Source organism: Cobetia sp. BL01 (assembly GCF_056493605.1).
The window spans coordinates 166,644-184,072 of record NZ_JBVBEE010000003.1 but is presented as its reverse complement, the minus strand read 5'-3'; the positions used below and the strand labels follow the sequence as shown (position 1 = coordinate 184,072).

Genomic DNA, 17,429 nt, shown 5'->3' with positions numbered 1-17,429 from the left:
GCTCATTTCTCCTGATAGCGGGTCATCAGCTCGCGGAAGCCTTCCCCGAATTTCGGGTGACGCTTGGCGAAGGAAATGGTGGCTTCCAGATAGCCCAGCTGATGGCCGCAGTCATAGGTATCACCGGCCATGCGATAGGCGGCGACCGCCTTGTCATCGCGCAGGGTATCGATGGCATCGGTCAGCTGGATCTCGCCACCGGCACCCGGCGGGGTATTCTCGAGCAACTCGAAGATGCGACCCGGCAGCAGGTAACGACCGATCACCGCCAGAGTGGAGGGTTCGGTGCCCGGTGCCGGCTTCTCGACCATCCCGCTGATCATCGCGGACTTGCCCGCTTCCGGCGTCTCGCCATCGATGGCGACGATACCGTACTTGTAGGCCATCTCCTGAGGCACGTTCTCGACCATGATCTGGGCGGCATTGGTGGCTTCATAGGCCTCCATCATCCGCGCCAGGTCATTCTTCTCGAGACCTTCGCCGTCGACCAGCACGTCCGGCAACATCACCAGGAAAGGCTCGTCTCCGACGATTGGCTTGGCACACAGCACCGCATGGCCCAGACCCAGCGGTTCCGGCTGACGCACGCTGATGATCTTGACATCATCCGGAATGATGTGACGAAGTTCCTCGAGCAGCTCGAACTTGCCCTTGGCTTCCAGAGTCGTCTCGAGCTCGAAGTGCTTGTCGAAGTGGTTCTCGATGGCATTCTTGCTGGAATGGGTGACCAGGACGATTTCCTTGATACCCGCCGCAACCGCTTCTTCCACCACATACTGGATCACCGGCTTGTCGACGATGGTGATCATTTCCTTGGGGATGGCCTTGGAGGCCGGCAGGCAACGAGTTCCGAGACCTGCAACAGGCAATACAGCCTTGCGTATCATGAAGCGTCTTCCTTGTGTCTATGTCGTGGCAGATCGTGACGACTCTACCGAGTTACTGCCGCCCGGACGAGATGGCGACCGTCCTGAAATCTAGGCAGGGGTTATGCCAGTTTGGCAAAAAAGTGCGAATTGACCGCAGATTTTCCACACTGGCCCATCAGATCGTCTGTCTGAGACGTCCATGACGGGCCAGTCCACGCGAAGCCTTCGCTCCGCGGACAGGGTGCCTTCTCAGCGACGCTGGGCACGCCCCAGCAGGGCACCCACACTGTCGCTATCGGGCGACTCTACCACACCATGCTCGGTGACGATGGCATCAATATACTCATGCGGTGTGACATCGAAGACCGGATTGAAGACCTCGATCTCATCGGGAGCGATCCTGCGATTTCCTGCCTGACGCAGTTCATCGGCATCGCGAGTCTCGATGGGGATGGCGGCCCCACTGTCCAGACTGGCATCGAAGGTGGCAAGGGGCGCCACCACCATCACCTTGACGCCATGGGCACGCGCCTGGACCGCCAGGGAGAAGGTGCCGATCTTGTTGGCCGTGTCGCCGTTGGCCGCGATGCGGTCCGCACCGACGATCAACCAGCGCACATCGCCATCGCCGTCCCTGGATTGCATGATCAGCGAGGCGGCACCCTCCACGGCCAGTCGGGCGGGAATCTTTTCCTGCACCAGTTCCCAGGCGGTCAGTCGAGCCCCCTGCCACCAGGGGCGTGTCTCGTTGACATGGACGCGGCTGATCAGCCCCTGAGCATACGCCGTGCGAATCACGCCCAGGGCGGTACCGTGCCCCCCAGTCGCCAGCGCACCGGTATTGCAGTGGGTCATCACCTCACAGTGGGGGGTGTCGGCCGTCAGGGACGCGGCAATCACCTGCGCACCGAATTCCGCCATGCGCAGATTGTCCTCGAGATCCTGCTCATGAATGCGCACGGCTTCCCGCAACAGTGCCTCGTGGGGGGCAAGCTCACGCATGGCGTGCGCAGCGATCACCGTACGCATGCGATCCAGCGCCCAGAACAGATTGACCGCCGTCGGCCGAGAAGCCGCCAGAACCTCGCAGGCCGCTTCCAGACGCGCCCCCCATGCCCCGCCCTCATGTGCGGCGCGAACCGCCTCCAGTGCCACACCATAGGCGGCCGCGATGCCGATGGCCGGTGCACCACGCACTACCATGTCGGCAATGGCGCGAGCCACGCCGTCTGCATCCCGCAGTTCGATCTCTCGGGTCTCGCCCGGCAGCAGACGTTGATCCAGCAGTGCCAGTCGCGGCAAGGCATCTTCGTCGCTACCGGTGGCATTGTCTGACTGGGTCAGCCAGCGAATTGGAATCAGGCTCATGACACTTCCCTGTAGGCTCACGGACAAAGGGGTTCGCACTGGAGAACACCGCGGCGCGATAATGGCTGAGGCCATCTGCAAGTTCCCGTCATGACGAGTTTTTTGCAGTTACCGCTGACCCGCGACGACAGGCGGATTAGAATGGAGGAATCGTGCCCGAGGGTGACGCGTCTGTACAGGGGCGTGCATGCTTGCGATGCACTTCCGTAACGGTAAGGATCCGATCATGAGCCATAGCGACGCCAAGCAAGATTCCACTGCCCCGGATCATCTGGGCAACGTCGATGCCAGCGAAATCGCCAAATTCTCCGCGCTCGCCAGCCGCTGGTGGGACCGCGACAGCGAGTTCAAGCCACTCCACGACATCAACCCGCTGCGCGTCGATTACATCGACACCCATGCCGGACTGGCGGGCAAGCGAGTCATCGATGTCGGTTGTGGCGGCGGCATCCTGTCCGAGGCCATGGCTCACCGTGGCGCCACCGTGACCGGGATCGACATGGGTGAAGCCCCGCTGTCAGTGGCACGCCTGCATCAGCTGGAATCCGGTGTGGAAGTCGATTATCGCCAGACCACCGCGGAAGCTGCCGCCGAGGAAATGGCGGGACAATTCGATGTCGTGACCTGTCTCGAGATGCTCGAGCATGTTCCTGACCCTTCCTCGGTGATCAACGCCTGCGCGCGACTGGTCAAGCCGGGAGGCAAGGTGTTCTTCTCGACCATCAATCGCAATCCCAAGGCGTACGCCTTCGCGATCATCGGTGCTGAATACCTGCTGCAGATGCTGCCACGCGGCACGCATGAGTACCGCAAGTTCATCCGCCCGGCTGAGCTTGGCCGCTGGACGCGTGAGGCGGGCCTCAAGATGGAGGGTTCCACCGGCATGACCTACAACCCGCTGACCCGTAAATATCGCCTCAACACCGCCGACCTCAGCGTCAACTATCTGATGCATACGCGCCGCCCGACGGAAGACGAACTCGCATGAGTCTGCCGGCCGCACTGCCCCGTCCCGCTGCGCTGATCTTCGATCTCGATGGCACCCTGGTGGACACTGCGCCGGACCTGGCGCGTGCGACCAACGAGCTGCGTAGCCATCATGCCTTGCCGGAACTGAGCTATGAGGTGATTCGCGCCGAGGTCTCGCATGGCGGAAGCGCCCTGGTGAGACTGGCGCTGGGTCACGACATCGATCATCCCTCGCATGCCGAGGAGCGTACACGCCTGCTGGACTTCTATGCCCGTGATGTCGCGGCCCACAGCGAGCTGTTCCCGGGCTATGACGCCCTGATCGAGATCTGTCAGCGCAACGGCCTGCCCTGGGGGATCGTGACCAACAAGCCGCGTCAGTTCGCCGAGCCGCTGATCGAGTCCATGGCGCTCACTCCGGGCTGTCTGCTGTGCGCCGATGACCTGCCCGTCAAGAAGCCCCATCCTGAGCCATTGTGGGAGGCGGCCCGCCTCCTCGGCGTCGAACCGTCACGATGCTGGTATCTCGGGGATCATGATCGCGACATGCAGGCGGCGCGCGCGGCGGGCATGCTGGCGGTCGCCGTGCGCTATGGCTACGTCCGCGACGGGGATGATGTGGACGCCTGGCCTGCCGATGTGTGGTTCGACACCTCGGAAGAAGTCATCAATGCCGCTCTGCGCGCAGCGGAACTGCGCTGACGCGGCGCGCGATACCCTGACGCCCTGCCAATGAAAACGCCGACGGCCATGGCCGTCGGCGTTTTCATTGCAGGCAATCCTGTCAGTGACAACTTCTCACCATCAAGTGCTCGTCACTGTCACCCGCTCGGACATCTCACGTCCTGGGCGGCTGGGCATCGAACATCTCGCCGGTGCGGCCACGACTCTCCGGACCGATCAGCCACAGGTAGCTTGGCATGATGTCGGCTGGCGTACGCAGGGTATCCGGGTCTTCCGCCGGGAAGGCCGACTTGCGCATCGACGTTCGAGTCCCACCGGGATTGAGGGTATTCACGCGGACCTGACTGGTATTCTCGAGCTCCTGTGCCAGCAGCTGTGAAAAGCCTTCGGTGGCGAACTTCGAGACACTGTAGGCCCCCCAGAAAGCACGCCCCTTGCGGCCGACGCTGGAACTCGTCAGCACCACGGACGCATCCCGAGACGCTTTCAGCAGTGGCAGCAGCGCCTGCAACATCCAGATAGGCCCATTGATGTTGACCTGCATGACCTGCTCCCACAACGCCGGATCATACTGCTCGAACGGGGTGATCTTGCCCAGCAGACTGGCATTGTGCAGCACCCCATCGAGTCGCCCGAATTCCTTGTCGAGCGTTTCCGCCATCTGCTGGTAATCCTTGAGCGTGGCCCCTTCGAAGTTCAGCGGGTAGATCGCTGGCTGAGGAGCCCCCAATGCTTCGATCTCGTCATAGACTTCCTCGAGCTTGGCAATGGTGCGCCCCAGCAAGATGACGGTCGCGCCATGCCTGGCATAGTCAATGGCTGCTTCACGACCGATGCCCGAGCCTGCACCAGTCACGAGAATGATTCGCCCTTTCAGCAGATCCGCTGGTGCCTGATAATCGATCTTGCATTCCGCCATGAGGATATCCCGTCCTGAACGCTGGCCTTGCCGAGAGGCTGACCCGAAGGGCAAGGCCTGAGGTGTATCGATGACATGCGGGCGCATGTCAGAACGCACAAAGCCCGCCTTGTCAGTCAACAAGTGCGGGCTTTGTCATTATCATCTGGCGTCATGCGCCAGAGGCGAGGAAATCCTTGGCCATTCCGCCGGCCTTGCTGTCGGGGTACTGGCGAACCAGTTCCTCGAGCAACTTGCGACTTTCCTGCGCCTTGCCCTGCCGCGCCTTGACCAGTCCCAGCTTGTACATCGCATCCGGCACCTTGCTGGATTGCGAGAACTCACTGATGACAGTATCAAAGGCCTGGGCAGAAGCATCCAGTTGATTCTTCGCGGAATACAATTCCCCCAACCAATAATGGGCATTAGCCGCGAGATTGGAATCCCCGTGATCCACCACAAAGGATTCAAAGGCATCGATCGCTCCGTCGAAATCACGCGACTGCACCTTGGCAAAGGCGTTCTCGTAATCCTTCTGGGCATCCCCTCCACTGGAGGCATTGGCGCTGCTGGCATTGCTGCCCGCACCACCACTGACCGCGGCTGCGGTCTGCGCATCGACCTCCTGACCGTTCTCACCGGCTGGACTTGTTCCCGAAACACGTTGCTCCAGGTCCAGGTACCGTTGCTGCGACATCTCGGTGAGTCGCTTGAACTGATATTCCAGTTCATCGACACGCCCGCGCAGCCGCGCAATTTCCTGGGCCTGCTCATCAAGCTGGTTGAGAAGGGTCAGGGTGCCGCCACCACTCAAGCGAGTGTTGGCCTGCTGATAAAGCGAGTTGGACTGTACGGTAAGGTCTTCCACTGCGGGTGCGGCTGCAACTGACAACGGAAGCGCCAGGGCTCCCACACCGCACAACCATTTCAGGCTGTCTTTCATGCTGTCGGCTCCGCCGAATCATCATGTTGCCGTGCGAGAAGGCCCGAGCCTCAAGGTTGCCCTTGCGACTCAGGCCTGCTCAACACAAGTTTCAAGCGTCTCTGTTATCCCGCAGGGACCTCAGAGGGATTGCCGAACTCAGTAGTCGAAGACCACACGACGGTTCTTGGCATAGGAAGATTCGCCGTGACCTTGAACGGCCGGACGCTCTTCACCGTAGGAGACGATCTCGATCTGGGACGGAGACACACCCTGAACGGTCAGAAAGCGTGCGACAGACTTGGCACGACGCTCGCCCAGACCCAGGTTGTATTCACGAGTACCGCGCTCATCAGCGTGGCCTTCCAGAACGACGTTGGCGCTGGTGTTGGCTTTCAGGTACTGGGCGTGGCCCATCAGGACGCTTTCGAATTCAGGACGGATGGTGTCCTTGTCGAATGCGAAGTAGATGGTACGCACGTCAGGCATGGAAGCGTTGCTCATCTGGTTGCCGTTGGTGTTGGCACCAGAGTTCATGCCGGCAGTGTTGGCACCGCTGTTGGCTGAATCCATGTCGCCGTCCTGGGCGCCACCGCTGCTGGAACAACCGGCCATGACGCTCAGGGACAGGGCAACCAACAGACCTTTTGCATACGGGGTGAACTGCATTGTAAAACTCCTTGCTCTAATGAAAACGAATGCCAAGCCTTTCTTTGTGACTCGGATGCATTCTAGTGGTTTAGTTCAGGAACGGCGACCACGCAGGTTCACGCACTTCGCCTTGTGGTGACGGCAGGGAAAATTGTGCTCTTCCGTCTGCCGAGACCTCGCCCAGGACCCCACGGGTTCCTTGCTGAGTGGCATATATCACCATAGTGCCATTCGGTGCAACACTTGGAGATTCATCCCACTGAGTATCCGTGAGGGATGTCACTCGACCACTCTTCAGATCCTGCTTGGCAACCTGATAACCGTTGCCGGAGCGATTGATCATGAACAGGGTTTCCCCATCGGGCGACACACGCCCACGGGAATTGTAGTTTCCGGTAAACGTCACGCGTTCAGTACCACCGGAAAGATCAAGACGATAGATCTGTGGCGAGCCGGCACGATCAGACGTGAAGACCATGCCACTGCCATCCGGCAGCCAGTCCGGCTCGGTATCGATCGCAGGATTGTTGGTCAGACGTTGGAATTTGCGTGACGCGATATCCATCACATAAATCTCGGGCTGACCATCCTTTGACAATGCCATCGCCAACTTGCGGCCATCCGGAGACCAGGCCGGAGCACCATTGATGCCACGGAAACCGGTCAGTTTGGCACGACGACCACTTCCCAGCTCCTGAACATAAATCGCAGGCCGTTCTGATTCGAAACTCACGTACGCCAGTTTCTTTCCATCCGGCGACCATGCAGGAGACATGATCGGTTCATCGGATGCAAGAATCTCCTGACTACCATGGCCATCCGAGTCGGCAACATACAGTGCGAAACGAATGTTGTCACCCACGCCATTGGCGGTAATGTAGGCGATTTTTGTCGAGAAAGCACCGCGAATTCCAGTGATTTCCTCAAATATTTCATCACTCATGTAATGGGCGCGCGAACGCAACTGGCCATCACTGCCCGTGATGACTTCTCCCAGCATGCGCTTGTTCCCGAGCACATCCATCAGCTCGTATTGAATGCTGTAGCCACCGCTGCTCGCATTCTTGACCTGCCCGACCACCAGATAGCTGGCGCCGAGGCGCTTCCAGTCATTGACGAAGACATCCTGGGTAGTCCCCGGCAGCGCGATCAGGTTGTCACGCTTGATCGGCTCGAATTGGCCGCTGCGCGCCAGATCATCCGAGATGATACGGGCCAGATCCTGAGGGAGACTTCCCCCCGTCAGGTTCTCGAACGGCACCACGGCGATCGGCGTCGCGCTGTCATTGCCCTTGGTGATCTCGATGGTCAGGTCCGCTCGCGCCATGCTGGTCACGACCAGCATGGCGGCTGCCATCATCCATGTAGTCACTCGTCTCATCGGCCCAGGTCCTCTGGATTGAAGTACAGATTGAAGTTGCGGAACTGGCTCTTGGCTGAAGCCGGCAGGTCCTGCATCTCGGTAAACGGTGCTGCTTTCTGTATCGCCTGTATCGCGGAACGATCAAAGGCGGCATTGCCACTGCTCTTGCTGACCGCAGCCGAAACAAGTTCCCCTGTCGGCAGCAATGAGACGCGCAGCGTCACCGTCATGCCGGGTACGGTACCTGAAGGCCGATTCCAGTTCTGCCCGACATACTTCTTGAGCAGACTCTCAAAGCCATTGGCCGCCTGTGCGGCCTGCTTGGCGCCACTGATGGCGTCACTTTCGCTGTCGATCAGACTATCCAGTGACCCAGCAGATGCCTGTGCTGCCTTCTCGGCAAGCGCTTTCTGGCGCGCGGCCTCCGCGGCTGCCTTCTTGCGAGCCTCTTCCGCTGCCTTTTCCTTGGCCGCCTTTTCCTTCGCTGCTTTCTCGGCGGCTGCCTTGGCTGCCTTTTCCTTTTCAGCCTGCGCCTTGGCCTTGGCCGCCTTTTCAGCCTCTGCCTTGGCCTTCGCGGCTTTTTCCGCCTCGGCTTTCTTGCGCGCTTCCTCGGCTGCCTTTTCCTTGGCGGCCTTCTCCGCTTCCGCCTTTTCCTTGGCGGCCTTCTCCGCTTCCGCCTTGGCCTTGGCCGCCTTTTCGGCTTCCGCCTTCTTCAAGGCGTCTGCCTTGGCCTGTTTTTCAGCTTCAGCCTTCTTGCGCTCAAGCGCAATCGCCTTGGCTTCTTCCGCCCGACGCGCTGCATCTGCCTTGGCCTTGTCTGCCGCCTCGGCAGCCGCTTTCTGCTCCGCCTTCAACTGCTCAGCCGCCTTGGCCTGTGCCGCCTTCTCCTGTTCGGCAGCCTTGGCCTGCTCTGCCTTGAGCTGCGCGGCTTTCTCGCGCGCAGCACTCTTCTGCTGTTCTGCAGCGCGCTCCGCTTCCCGGGAGGCCTCCTCCTTGGCGCTCTGACGCTCATCGGCCTCTTCGGCGGCATCCCGCGCCTTGCTGGCCTTGGCCTGCTGGGGCTGATTGGTCGTCGTTTCGGTGCTGACCAGCGTCGCGTTGACGATGGTCGTGCTGCTCTGATCCGGCTCGGACTCAGGCCAGCTCACCAGGGTCAGTACCAGGATGACCACATGCAGACCCACGGCCAGCACGACGGGTAATCCATAGCCTGCCCGCTTTTCGATTTCCGGCTGACTCATCCATCAGCCCTCATTCGGCGGTTCTGAAATCAGCCCGACATTGGGAACGCCCGCCCCCTGCAGAGTGCTCATCAGCCCCATCACATCACCATATGGCGCTGTCTTGGCGCCTTTGACCAGCACGGGTGTCTTGGGCTTTTCCGACACGATGGCGGCCACCTTGCTGCCCAGGTCATCCAGGGCGACGGGAGTCCGCTTGTCCTGATCAGAGCCCAGATCGATGTAGTAGTTGCCGCTGTCATCCAGCGAGACGATCAGCGGTGTCACGTCATCAGGATTGTCGATGGGCTTGGAGGTGACCTTGGGCAGTTCGACCTGTACCCCCTGGGTCATCATCGGCGCGGTGATCATGAAGATGACCAGCAGCACCAGCATGACATCGATGAAGGGCACCACATTGATTTCAGAGGACAGCTTGCGCTTGTGCCCCCGGCTGTAAGGTCCTTTCATGCTCGACTCTCCTTTCAGGCGTCGTTGCTGCCACGGCCGTGCAGATTGCGATGCAGAATGGAGTGAAGCTCTTCGGCGAAGTCTTCATAACGGCCCAGCAGCTGATCGGCACGGCTGGCCAGACGGTTATAGAAGATGACTGCCGGAATCGCGGCAAAAAGCCCCATGGCGGTGGCGACCAGCGCTTCTGCAATCCAGGGAGCGACAGTGGTCAGAGTGGCCTGCTGTGCAGTCCCCAGTGCCTGGAAAGAGCCCATGATGCCCCACACCGTCCCGAACAGACCCACATAGGGGCTTACGGAGCTGACGGTGGCCAGGAACGGAAGATGGATATTGAGACGTTCTTCCTCGCGTGACAGCGTGACACGCATGCTGCGCTGAACGCCGTCCATCACTGCATCGGCATTGCTGGACTTGGGCTTGAGACGGCTGTACTCACGAAAGCCTGCACGGAAGACGCCTGCAGCACCCGGCGTCGCCTCTTCTTCACTGGGCAATTCACGGTAGAGGTGATTGAGATCCACTCCGGACCAGAAACGCTTTTCAAAGGCGGTATACGCCTGTTTCGCTCGTGACAATGCCATCCCCCGCTGGAAGATCACTACCCAGGAGGCGATGGAAGCCGCCAACAGCAGCAACATGACGGATTGCACCACCAGGCTGGCATTCGCGAACAGCGAAATGATCGACATCGAATCTTCCACGGAAATCCCTCTTTTACTTGGTTCAGTCAGTGCCGCCGGTGAGGCGACACCCTTAACATTCGTCCGACTCCGTCGCCTGACATCCGACCAGAAGGATGGCTGCAACGGCGTCTCACTCGTTCACGCCTTGACCACGGCGACTCTCGGTCAATCTGGTATCGGTGACTCAGACCTCAAGAGCGTTCAGCAATTCCACTGGCCATCGACGCGGACGCAATGTGCTGGCATCGACACAGGCAATCACCACCTCGGCATCACTCAACATCACCCCGTCCTTCATCACCTGTTGATGAAAGACAAGGCGCGCGCCACGCAATTCACCTGCCGTTGCCGTGACCTGAAGCAGATCATCCAGTCTCGCAGGACGATGATAGCGACTGGCCACACTGTGCACGACAAGCTGGATACCGCGCTCCAGAAGTGTCTGCTGGGAATAGCCACGTGCGCGCAGCCATTCACTGCGTGCGCGCTCCATGAAGCGCAGGTAATTGACGTAATAGACGATGCCACCCGCATCGGTATCCTCGATATAGACCCGCACCGCATGATGAAATTCGCCCGTCTGCTCAGTCAACGTTTCCTCGCCGGGTCTGGATGTCTGAAGAGACGACATCATGCGTCCTCCTGCCCACCCGGCGTCAGACGCGCCTGGGTCTCACGCGGCGTGATGCCGAAATGCTGATAGGCGGAACTGGTCACCACGCGCCCACGCGCCGTTCGCATCATGAAGCCCTGCTGAATCAGATAGGGCTCCAGCACATCTTCGATGGTATCGCGCTCCTCGCCGATGGCGGCCGCCAGCGAATCCACACCGACGGGCCCGCCATCGAACTTCTCGATCATCGACAGCAGCAACCGGCGATCCATATGATCCAGCCCGTGGCTATCCACATTGAGCATGTTGAGCGCCTTGTCCGCGACATCCAGCGTCAGACGGCCATCGCCGCGCACCTCGGTAAAGTCACGCACCCGCCGCAGCAGCCGATTGGCGATACGCGGCGTCCCTCGCGAGCGTCGTGCGACCTCGCGCGCGCCATCCATCTCCACTTCCATGCCTGACAGCTTCGCACTGCGCGAGACGATACCGGTCAGCGACTCGATATCGTAGAACTCGAGGCGCTGAACGATTCCGAAGCGATCTCGCAGGGGCGCGGTCAACAGACCAGCCCGGGTCGTCGCCCCCACCAGAGTGAATCGTGGCAGTTCCAGCTTGATCGAGCGGGCAGCCGGGCCCTCACCGATCATGATATCCAGCTGATAGTCCTCCATCGCGGGATACAGCACTTCCTCGACCGCCGGTGACAGGCGATGGATCTCGTCGATGAACAGTACATCGCCTTCCTGAAGATTCGTCAGCATGGCGGCCAGGTCACCTGCCCGCTCCAGAACCGGTCCGGACGTCGACTTGATGTCCACGCTCATCTCACTGGCAATGATGTGTGCCAGAGTGGTCTTGCCAAGTCCCGGGGGCCCGAATACCAGGGTGTGATCCAGGCTATCGCCACGACCGCGAGCGGCACTGATGAAGATTTCCATCTGCTCGCGCACGATCGGCTGACCGATATACTCATTCAGCGTTCGCGGCCGATTGGCGCGATCGATCCGTTCTTCCGGATCATGCGTGGCCGCGGAGATCAGTCGATCCGACTCCATCATGATGCTTGCTCAACTCCTGATGACTCATGCTGCAGACATGAATCATGTGGCGAGAGGTGGTCTGACCGAGGCAGTGAAATGATCTTGCGCCAATGCAATCAAGCGCGCACTTTCTACCCCAGTCGCCGGCCTTTCCCTAGTCAATAAATCCAATCAGATCGTGCCTATTCTGTCATTCACGCTATCAGGCACGAGACTCGTGCGCTAGCTGGCCATCTTGCGGGACAACGCCGCCTTGATGAGGGCTTCCGTGGAGGCACCTGTCTCGAGTCCCGAGAGCATCTTGGCCGCCTCGACCGGCTTGTAGCCCAGCGCGACCAGAGCGGCTTCGGCGTCGGCCAGGGGATGGGTAACCGGCGGCTGTGGCTGCGAAGCGCGCGCCATTTCCGACAGACCATCGTCCTGCGGAATCGTCCAATGCTTGAGCCGGTCGCGCATCTCGATGATCAGGCGGTCCGCCGTCTTCTTGCCGACGCCGGGCAAGCGAGTCAGTGCCCGACTGTCTTCGTCGTGCACGCAGCGAATGAAATCGGCCTGCTCCATTCCCGAGAGAATCGCCAGCGCCAGGCGCGGCCCGACCCCGGAAATCTTGATCAATTCCCGGAACAGACGACGCTCCGGCTCCTTGCCGAAGCCATAGAGCAACTGGGCGTCTTCACGCACGACCAGATGGGTGAACAGCTGACAGTCCTCCCCGACAGCCGGCAGACCCAGCAAGGTATTCATGGAGGCTTCGAGTTCATAGCCCACACCCTGTACATCGAGTACCAGATGAGGCGGCTGCTTTTCGAGCAAACGCCCGGTCAGACGTCCAATCATGTTTCGGGCTGTCCTTGAGTCTTCAGTGCCGCCTGCTCATCACATCAGGTGTCAGGCGGCACGGGTTGTTGCGATGCGGGCAAGCCTACCAAAGATAACGTGCAGGCGGCATGTCCGAGTGTCACGACGATTTTGTCGCATGAATCTGACAGTCACTTGTTGCCATGAGGCCAGATGCAGGCAGCATGCGGATGCCAGCAGAACGCAAGATGCTGCCTGACATCGTGAAAACAAGCCTACAAGTGACTGAAAAATTGGAATTTATTGATAACGATAGCGTATCTGGCGCAAGCGGGCTTGTCACTTCTCGCCTGTAGAGGCCGTCTTCGGCACACGCCGGAGTCTGCTCCCCACTCTCTTCAGCCCCTGACCAGACACTCTTCAGACCCTACGTGACCGGCAGACACCTCATTTGCCCGGCTCAAAGTCACGCCAGCTACTGCTGCGTCGTGCGCGGGTACTCTTGCGCCCTGCACCCGCCCCCAGGCCCAACGCCTCCAGCTGCGCGCTGCTCGGGGTCAGTCGCATGCGTGCAAAGCAATGTGTCAGCGCGATGGCCAGAGCATCCGCGGCATCCGCCTGAGGCGTTGCAGAGAGCTTGAGCGTATGGGTCACCATATGCTGGACCTGCGCCTTGTCTGCTGCACCGGACCCCGTGACAGCCTGCTTGATCTGTCGCGGCCCATACTCTGATACCGGCAGGCCGTGGTTCGCCGCACACACGATGGCTGCCCCACGTGCCTGACCGAGCTTGAGCGCGGAGTCGGCATTCTTGGACATGAAGACCTGCTCGATGGCGAACTCCGCCGGGCGATGCATGGCAATCACTTCACTGATACCGGCGTAGATCTGCGCCAACCGCTGGTCGAGGCTGACCTGGGACATGCGGATGCAGCCACTGTCCACATAGCGGGGCTGAGCCGCCGAGACGTCCAGTACGCCGTAACCGGTCAGGCGTGATCCCGGATCAATGCCAAGAATGATCATGCCACCGCCTCACGTCTCACACTCATTGCCGCTCCACCCCTGTCGTCTTTCCAGCTTACTGTGTATATAACCAGCCACAATGCCACAAAAAAGGCGGTGCGACACTGTCATTGCCTGCATCATCTGCAGGTAACAGTCTCACACCGCCTTGCCGGGGGTCACTTGCCCGCTTGCGCGGGACTGCCCCTCTCCCGGGCGCTGATGGCGCCTGTCAGGAGAGGTTGATCACCCCGGGGTCATTCGCCTGGATCAGGCCTGACCGCCTTCTTCTTCGACCTTGACCTTCTGACGCAGACGGATGTTCAGCTCCTTGAGCTGCTCACCGCTGACTTCCCCCGGGGCGTCGGTCATCATGCAGCCAGCGCTCTGGGTCTTCGGGAAGGCAATGACTTCACGAATGGTCTTGGCGCCGGTCATCAGCATGACCAGACGGTCGAGACCGAAGGCCAGACCACCATGGGGCGGCGCGCCGAACTTGAGCGCGTCGAGCAGGAAGCCGAACTTCTCTTCCGCTTCCTCTTCGCCGATGCCCAGCACTTCGAACACGGTACGCTGCATGCCCTGGTCGTGGATACGGATGGAACCGCCACCCAGCTCAGTGCCGTTGATGACCATGTCATAGGCGCGAGACAGTGCCGCTTCCGGATCGGCCTTGAGTTCTTCCGGGGTGCAGGACGGCGCGGTGAACGGGTGGTGCAGCGCGCTCAGGCGGCCATTGGCATCGGCTTCGAACATCGGGAAGTCGACGACCCACAGCGGTGCCCATTCGCGGGTGTAGAGGTTGAGGTCTTCGCCCAGCTTGACGCGCAGCGCACCGATGGCCTCGGCCACGATGTTGGCCTTGTCGGCACCGAAGAACACGATGTCGCCATCGACGGCGCCACAGCGGTCCAGCACGTCATCCACGACGTCTTCCATGAACTTGACGATCGGCGACTGCAGACCCTCGATGCCCTTGGCACGCTCGTTGACCTTGATCCACGCCAGGCCCTTGGCACCGTAGATGCCGACGAACTTGGTGTAGGCGTCGATTTCCTTGCGTGACAGGCTGGCACCGCCCGGCACACGCAGCGCGGCGACACGGCCCTTGTCATCCTTGGCCGGGCCGGAGAAGACCTTGAAGTCCACACCGCTCATCAGATCATCGACATCGACCAGCTCCAGCGGGATACGCAGGTCCGGCTTGTCGGAACCGAAGCGCTGCATGGCTTCGGAATACGGCATGGTCGGGAAGTCGCCCAGCTCGACATCCAGCACTTCCTTGTAGAGGCCACTGATCATGGTCTCGGTCATGCCCATGATGTCCTTCTCGTCGACGAAGCTGGCCTCGAGGTCGATCTGGGTGAATTCCGGCTGACGATCGGCGCGCAGATCCTCGTCACGGAAGCACTTGGCGATCTGGTAGTAACGATCGACACCGGCGACCATCAACAGCTGCTTGAACAGCTGCGGAGACTGCGGCAGCGCGAAGAAGCTGCCGGCATAGGTGCGGCTCGGCACCAGATAGTCACGTGCCCCTTCCGGCGTGGCACGCGTGAGAATCGGGGTTTCGATGTCGAGGAAGCCCAGGGCTTCCAGCTGGGCACGCACGCTGTGGGTGATGCGTGAACGCAGGCGCAGCTTGTCGATCATGTCCGGACGACGCAGGTCGACATAACGATACTTGAGGCGAACTTCCTCACCGACCTTGTTGTGGTCGTCCAGCTGGAACGGCGGCGTCTGTGCGGTGTTGAGCACTTCGACATCCTTGGCCAGCACTTCGATCATGCCTGTCGGCATGTTCGGGTTCTGGGTGCCTTCCGGGCGCATGCGAATACGGCCCTTGATGCGCAGGACGTACTCGCTGCGCGCCTTGTCGGCAGTGGCGAAGGCATCGACGGTGTCCGGATCGACGACGATCTGGGCGATACCGTCACGGTCGCGCATGTCGAGGAAGATGACGCCACCGTGGTCGCGACGGCGGTGCACCCACCCGCACAGAGTGACATCCTGATCGATCAGGGTCTCGTTCAGTTTGCCGCAATAGTGGCTGCGCATGTTGATTCCTTGTTGCTCAAATTCGTGATCGACGCACTGGTGCGCGTCTGTCTCAGAGGGCCTGACGCTGGAGATGCCTGCCACTCATGCATGACCTTGCACATGGATGGCAGGCATGACAGCTGGCCTGATGACGGGAGACATCAGGACGAGCTATCGCCACCTCCGGCCAGATTCTTCTTGCTGCCGGACTTGAAATCCGTTTCGTACCAGCCACTGCCCGCCAGACGGAAACCGGCGGCGGATACCAGCTTTTCCAGCTGGTCCGTCTTGCATTCCGGACATTCCGTCAGCGGCGCGGCGCTGATCTTCTGCAACTTGTCCATCCGATGGCCACAGGCCTTGCAGTGGTATTCATAGATCGGCATGGTTTTTTCCTGACGATACTGGTCCCGAGCGCATGAATGCGAATCCCGGACCATGACAATGTTATGCCTTGCGGCGCCCTTGCATCAGACGTGCCGGAGACATCAATATGAGTGACATCTCAAGCACAGCTTCGGAACGCGTACAATAAGGCCAGTTGAACGTCTTTCAAGTCAAAGCGAAAGGGCCACATTATAGCGTGCTCGGCCCCTTGCGGGGCAACACCTCGATAGATTCCCGGCAATGCGCCGTCATGCCCGGCCAGGGTCAGGCCTCATTCACTGCCGCCCGGCCGTCTCACGTCATGAGGACACCGATGTCTGATCCCCAACTCGCATCTGCAACTCCCCCTACTGCTGCCGCTGGTTCTGGCCCGCAGGCCGTGATGCTCGACATGGCATCACTTGGCGACGGCCTTGACTTCAGCCGCCTGAAGGACCGGGTCAATGGGCTTGTCTGCCATGATGCCACGTTGCCCGAGCAGGTCGTGGAGCGTCTGGAGGGTGCCGAAATCGTGCTGGTCAACAAGGTACGCCTGGAGGCGCAGCATCTGGAGGCCCTGCCGACATTGAAGCTGATCGCCGTCATGGCCACCGGCACCAACAACATCGACATGGAAGCGGCAAGGGCGCAAGGCATACGCGTCATGAACGTCGCGGCCTATGGCACCGCCTCTGTCGCACAGCACACCTGGATGTTGATGCTGGCACTGGCCGGACAACTGCCTGGCTACCAGGGAGATGTCGCGAGCGGTGAATGGCAGCGCAGCAATACCTTCTGCCTGATGGGCCGCCCCACCCTGCAACTGGCCGGCAAGCATCTGGTGATCGTCGGCAAGGGAGAGCTGGGGACTGCCGTGGGCAGGTTGGCAGAGGCGTTCGACATGCGCGTCACCTTCGCCGCGCGCCCGGGCAGTGAGTCGACGTCTCAACGACCGAGCCTGAAACACCTCCTGCCTGAAGCGGACGTCATCAGCCTGCACTGCCCACTGACGCCTGAGACACACCATCTGATCGACGAGCAGGCCCTGGCGTTGCTGAAGCCCGGTGCCCTGCTCATCAACTGTGCACGCGGTGGCATCATCGATGAAGAGGCTGCACTTGCCGCCTTGAAGCTTGGGCACCTCGGTGGACTGGCCGTCGACAGCCTGCCGGAGGAACCGCCCCGGGAAGGCCATGCCCTGCTGACAGCGCTGGCTGACGGCCGCACGGCGTCTGAGGCCGGATGGAACCTCATCGTCACGCCCCACAATGCCTGGATCAGTCGTGAAGCGCGTCAGAACATACTGGATCTGAGTCTTGCCAATATCGAGGCCTATCTCGGCGAAAACGTCTGAGACATGGACGAGGGGGCTGCACTCCGATGCCCGCCCGCTGGCAGAGGCATGGATAGACACCAGAAGGGGCCAGATGCGCAAGGCATCTGGCCCCTTCTGGTGCCGGGAT

18 protein-coding genes are annotated in these 17,429 nt (G+C 60.5%); 3 read left to right on the top strand and 15 right to left on the bottom strand.

The window, feature by feature from the left end:
• Positions 1-2: 2 nt before the first annotated feature.
• Together galU and mtnA are read right to left on the bottom strand one after the other, a co-directional pair.
• Positions 3-887 (bottom strand): UTP--glucose-1-phosphate uridylyltransferase GalU, encoded by an 885-nt coding sequence (gene galU, locus ACZYGA_RS07135; RefSeq protein ID WP_077376470.1) that lies wholly within the window; start codon positions 885-887, stop codon positions 3-5.
• Positions 888-1,118: 231 nt separating this feature from the next.
• On the bottom strand, positions 1,119-2,237 hold the full coding sequence (mtnA, locus tag ACZYGA_RS07130; RefSeq protein ID WP_084208693.1) for an S-methyl-5-thioribose-1-phosphate isomerase: 1,119 nt from the start codon (positions 2,235-2,237) through the stop codon (positions 1,119-1,121).
• A 226-nt stretch (positions 2,238-2,463) separates the two neighbouring features.
• Between mtnA and ubiG the strand changes: the two genes are divergently transcribed.
• Both ubiG and ACZYGA_RS07120 read left to right on the top strand, forming a co-directional pair.
• Positions 2,464-3,225: a bifunctional 2-polyprenyl-6-hydroxyphenol methylase/3-demethylubiquinol 3-O-methyltransferase UbiG gene (gene ubiG / locus ACZYGA_RS07125; RefSeq protein ID WP_077376476.1), complete on the top strand. Its 762-nt coding sequence runs from the start codon at positions 2,464-2,466 to the stop codon at positions 3,223-3,225.
• Positions 3,222-3,908, top strand: coding sequence for an HAD-IA family hydrolase (locus ACZYGA_RS07120; RefSeq protein ID WP_404625524.1), 687 nt, complete (start codon positions 3,222-3,224; stop codon positions 3,906-3,908). Before ubiG ends, ACZYGA_RS07120 begins: the two co-directional genes overlap by 4 nt.
• Positions 3,909-4,044: 136 nt before the next feature.
• Here the strand turns inward: ACZYGA_RS07120 and ACZYGA_RS07115 are convergent, their stop codons facing one another.
• The 13 genes from ACZYGA_RS07115 to ACZYGA_RS07055 form a co-directional block, all read right to left on the bottom strand.
• Entirely contained in the window at positions 4,045-4,809 is a 765-nt protein-coding gene (locus tag ACZYGA_RS07115) for a YciK family oxidoreductase (protein ID WP_077376482.1), read from the bottom strand.
• Positions 4,810-4,960: 151 nt separating this feature from the next.
• Complete coding sequence (gene ybgF / locus ACZYGA_RS07110; RefSeq protein WP_077376485.1) at positions 4,961-5,731, bottom strand: tol-pal system protein YbgF; 771 nt, start codon at positions 5,729-5,731, stop codon at positions 4,961-4,963.
• A 138-nt stretch (positions 5,732-5,869) separates the two neighbouring features.
• Positions 5,870-6,379 carry a peptidoglycan-associated lipoprotein Pal gene (gene pal / locus ACZYGA_RS07105; protein ID WP_065392600.1) on the bottom strand — a complete coding sequence of 170 codons (510 nt, stop codon included), beginning with the start codon at positions 6,377-6,379 and terminating at the stop codon, positions 5,870-5,872.
• Between the two features lie 70 nt (positions 6,380-6,449).
• Positions 6,450-7,742 (bottom strand): Tol-Pal system beta propeller repeat protein TolB, encoded by a 1,293-nt coding sequence (gene tolB / locus ACZYGA_RS07100; protein WP_077376488.1) that lies wholly within the window; start codon positions 7,740-7,742, stop codon positions 6,450-6,452.
• On the bottom strand, positions 7,739-8,965 hold the full coding sequence (tolA, locus tag ACZYGA_RS07095; RefSeq protein WP_404625522.1) for a cell envelope integrity protein TolA: 1,227 nt from the start codon (positions 8,963-8,965) through the stop codon (positions 7,739-7,741). The genes tolB and tolA overlap by 4 nt, the downstream gene beginning before the upstream one ends.
• 3 nt (positions 8,966-8,968) lie before the next feature.
• Complete coding sequence (gene tolR, locus ACZYGA_RS07090; RefSeq protein WP_077376494.1) at positions 8,969-9,415, bottom strand: protein TolR; 447 nt, start codon at positions 9,413-9,415, stop codon at positions 8,969-8,971.
• 14 nt (positions 9,416-9,429) lie between these two features.
• Entirely contained in the window at positions 9,430-10,107 is a 678-nt protein-coding gene (tolQ, locus tag ACZYGA_RS07085) for a protein TolQ (protein ID WP_077377369.1), read from the bottom strand.
• Between the two features lie 178 nt (positions 10,108-10,285).
• Positions 10,286-10,693 carry a tol-pal system-associated acyl-CoA thioesterase gene (gene ybgC, locus ACZYGA_RS07080; RefSeq protein WP_479398702.1) on the bottom strand — a complete coding sequence of 136 codons (408 nt, stop codon included), beginning with the start codon at positions 10,691-10,693 and terminating at the stop codon, positions 10,286-10,288.
• Between the two features lie 38 nt (positions 10,694-10,731).
• Positions 10,732-11,775, bottom strand: coding sequence for a Holliday junction branch migration DNA helicase RuvB (ruvB, locus tag ACZYGA_RS07075; RefSeq protein ID WP_404625517.1), 1,044 nt, complete (start codon positions 11,773-11,775; stop codon positions 10,732-10,734).
• Positions 11,776-11,979: 204 nt separating this feature from the next.
• Positions 11,980-12,594 carry a Holliday junction branch migration protein RuvA gene (ruvA, locus tag ACZYGA_RS07070; protein ID WP_404625515.1) on the bottom strand — a complete coding sequence of 205 codons (615 nt, stop codon included), beginning with the start codon at positions 12,592-12,594 and terminating at the stop codon, positions 11,980-11,982.
• A gap of 408 nt (positions 12,595-13,002) precedes the next feature.
• Positions 13,003-13,581 (bottom strand): crossover junction endodeoxyribonuclease RuvC, encoded by a 579-nt coding sequence (ruvC, locus tag ACZYGA_RS07065; protein ID WP_077376507.1) that lies wholly within the window; start codon positions 13,579-13,581, stop codon positions 13,003-13,005.
• Between the two features lie 249 nt (positions 13,582-13,830).
• The gene (aspS, locus tag ACZYGA_RS07060) at positions 13,831-15,618 is read right to left on the bottom strand and encodes an aspartate--tRNA ligase (RefSeq protein WP_479398700.1); all 1,788 of its coding nucleotides are present in this window, start codon (positions 15,616-15,618) and stop codon (positions 13,831-13,833) included.
• Positions 15,619-15,761: 143 nt separating this feature from the next.
• On the bottom strand, positions 15,762-15,986 hold the full coding sequence (locus ACZYGA_RS07055) for an FmdB family zinc ribbon protein (protein ID WP_136937831.1): 225 nt from the start codon (positions 15,984-15,986) through the stop codon (positions 15,762-15,764).
• Between the two features lie 314 nt (positions 15,987-16,300).
• Here ACZYGA_RS07055 and ACZYGA_RS07050 point away from each other — a divergent pair, with 314 nt between their 5' ends.
• A complete protein-coding gene (locus ACZYGA_RS07050; protein ID WP_404625512.1) occupies positions 16,301-17,320 on the top strand; it encodes a D-2-hydroxyacid dehydrogenase in 1,020 nt (339 codons plus the stop codon).
• Positions 17,321-17,429 lie beyond the last annotated feature (109 nt).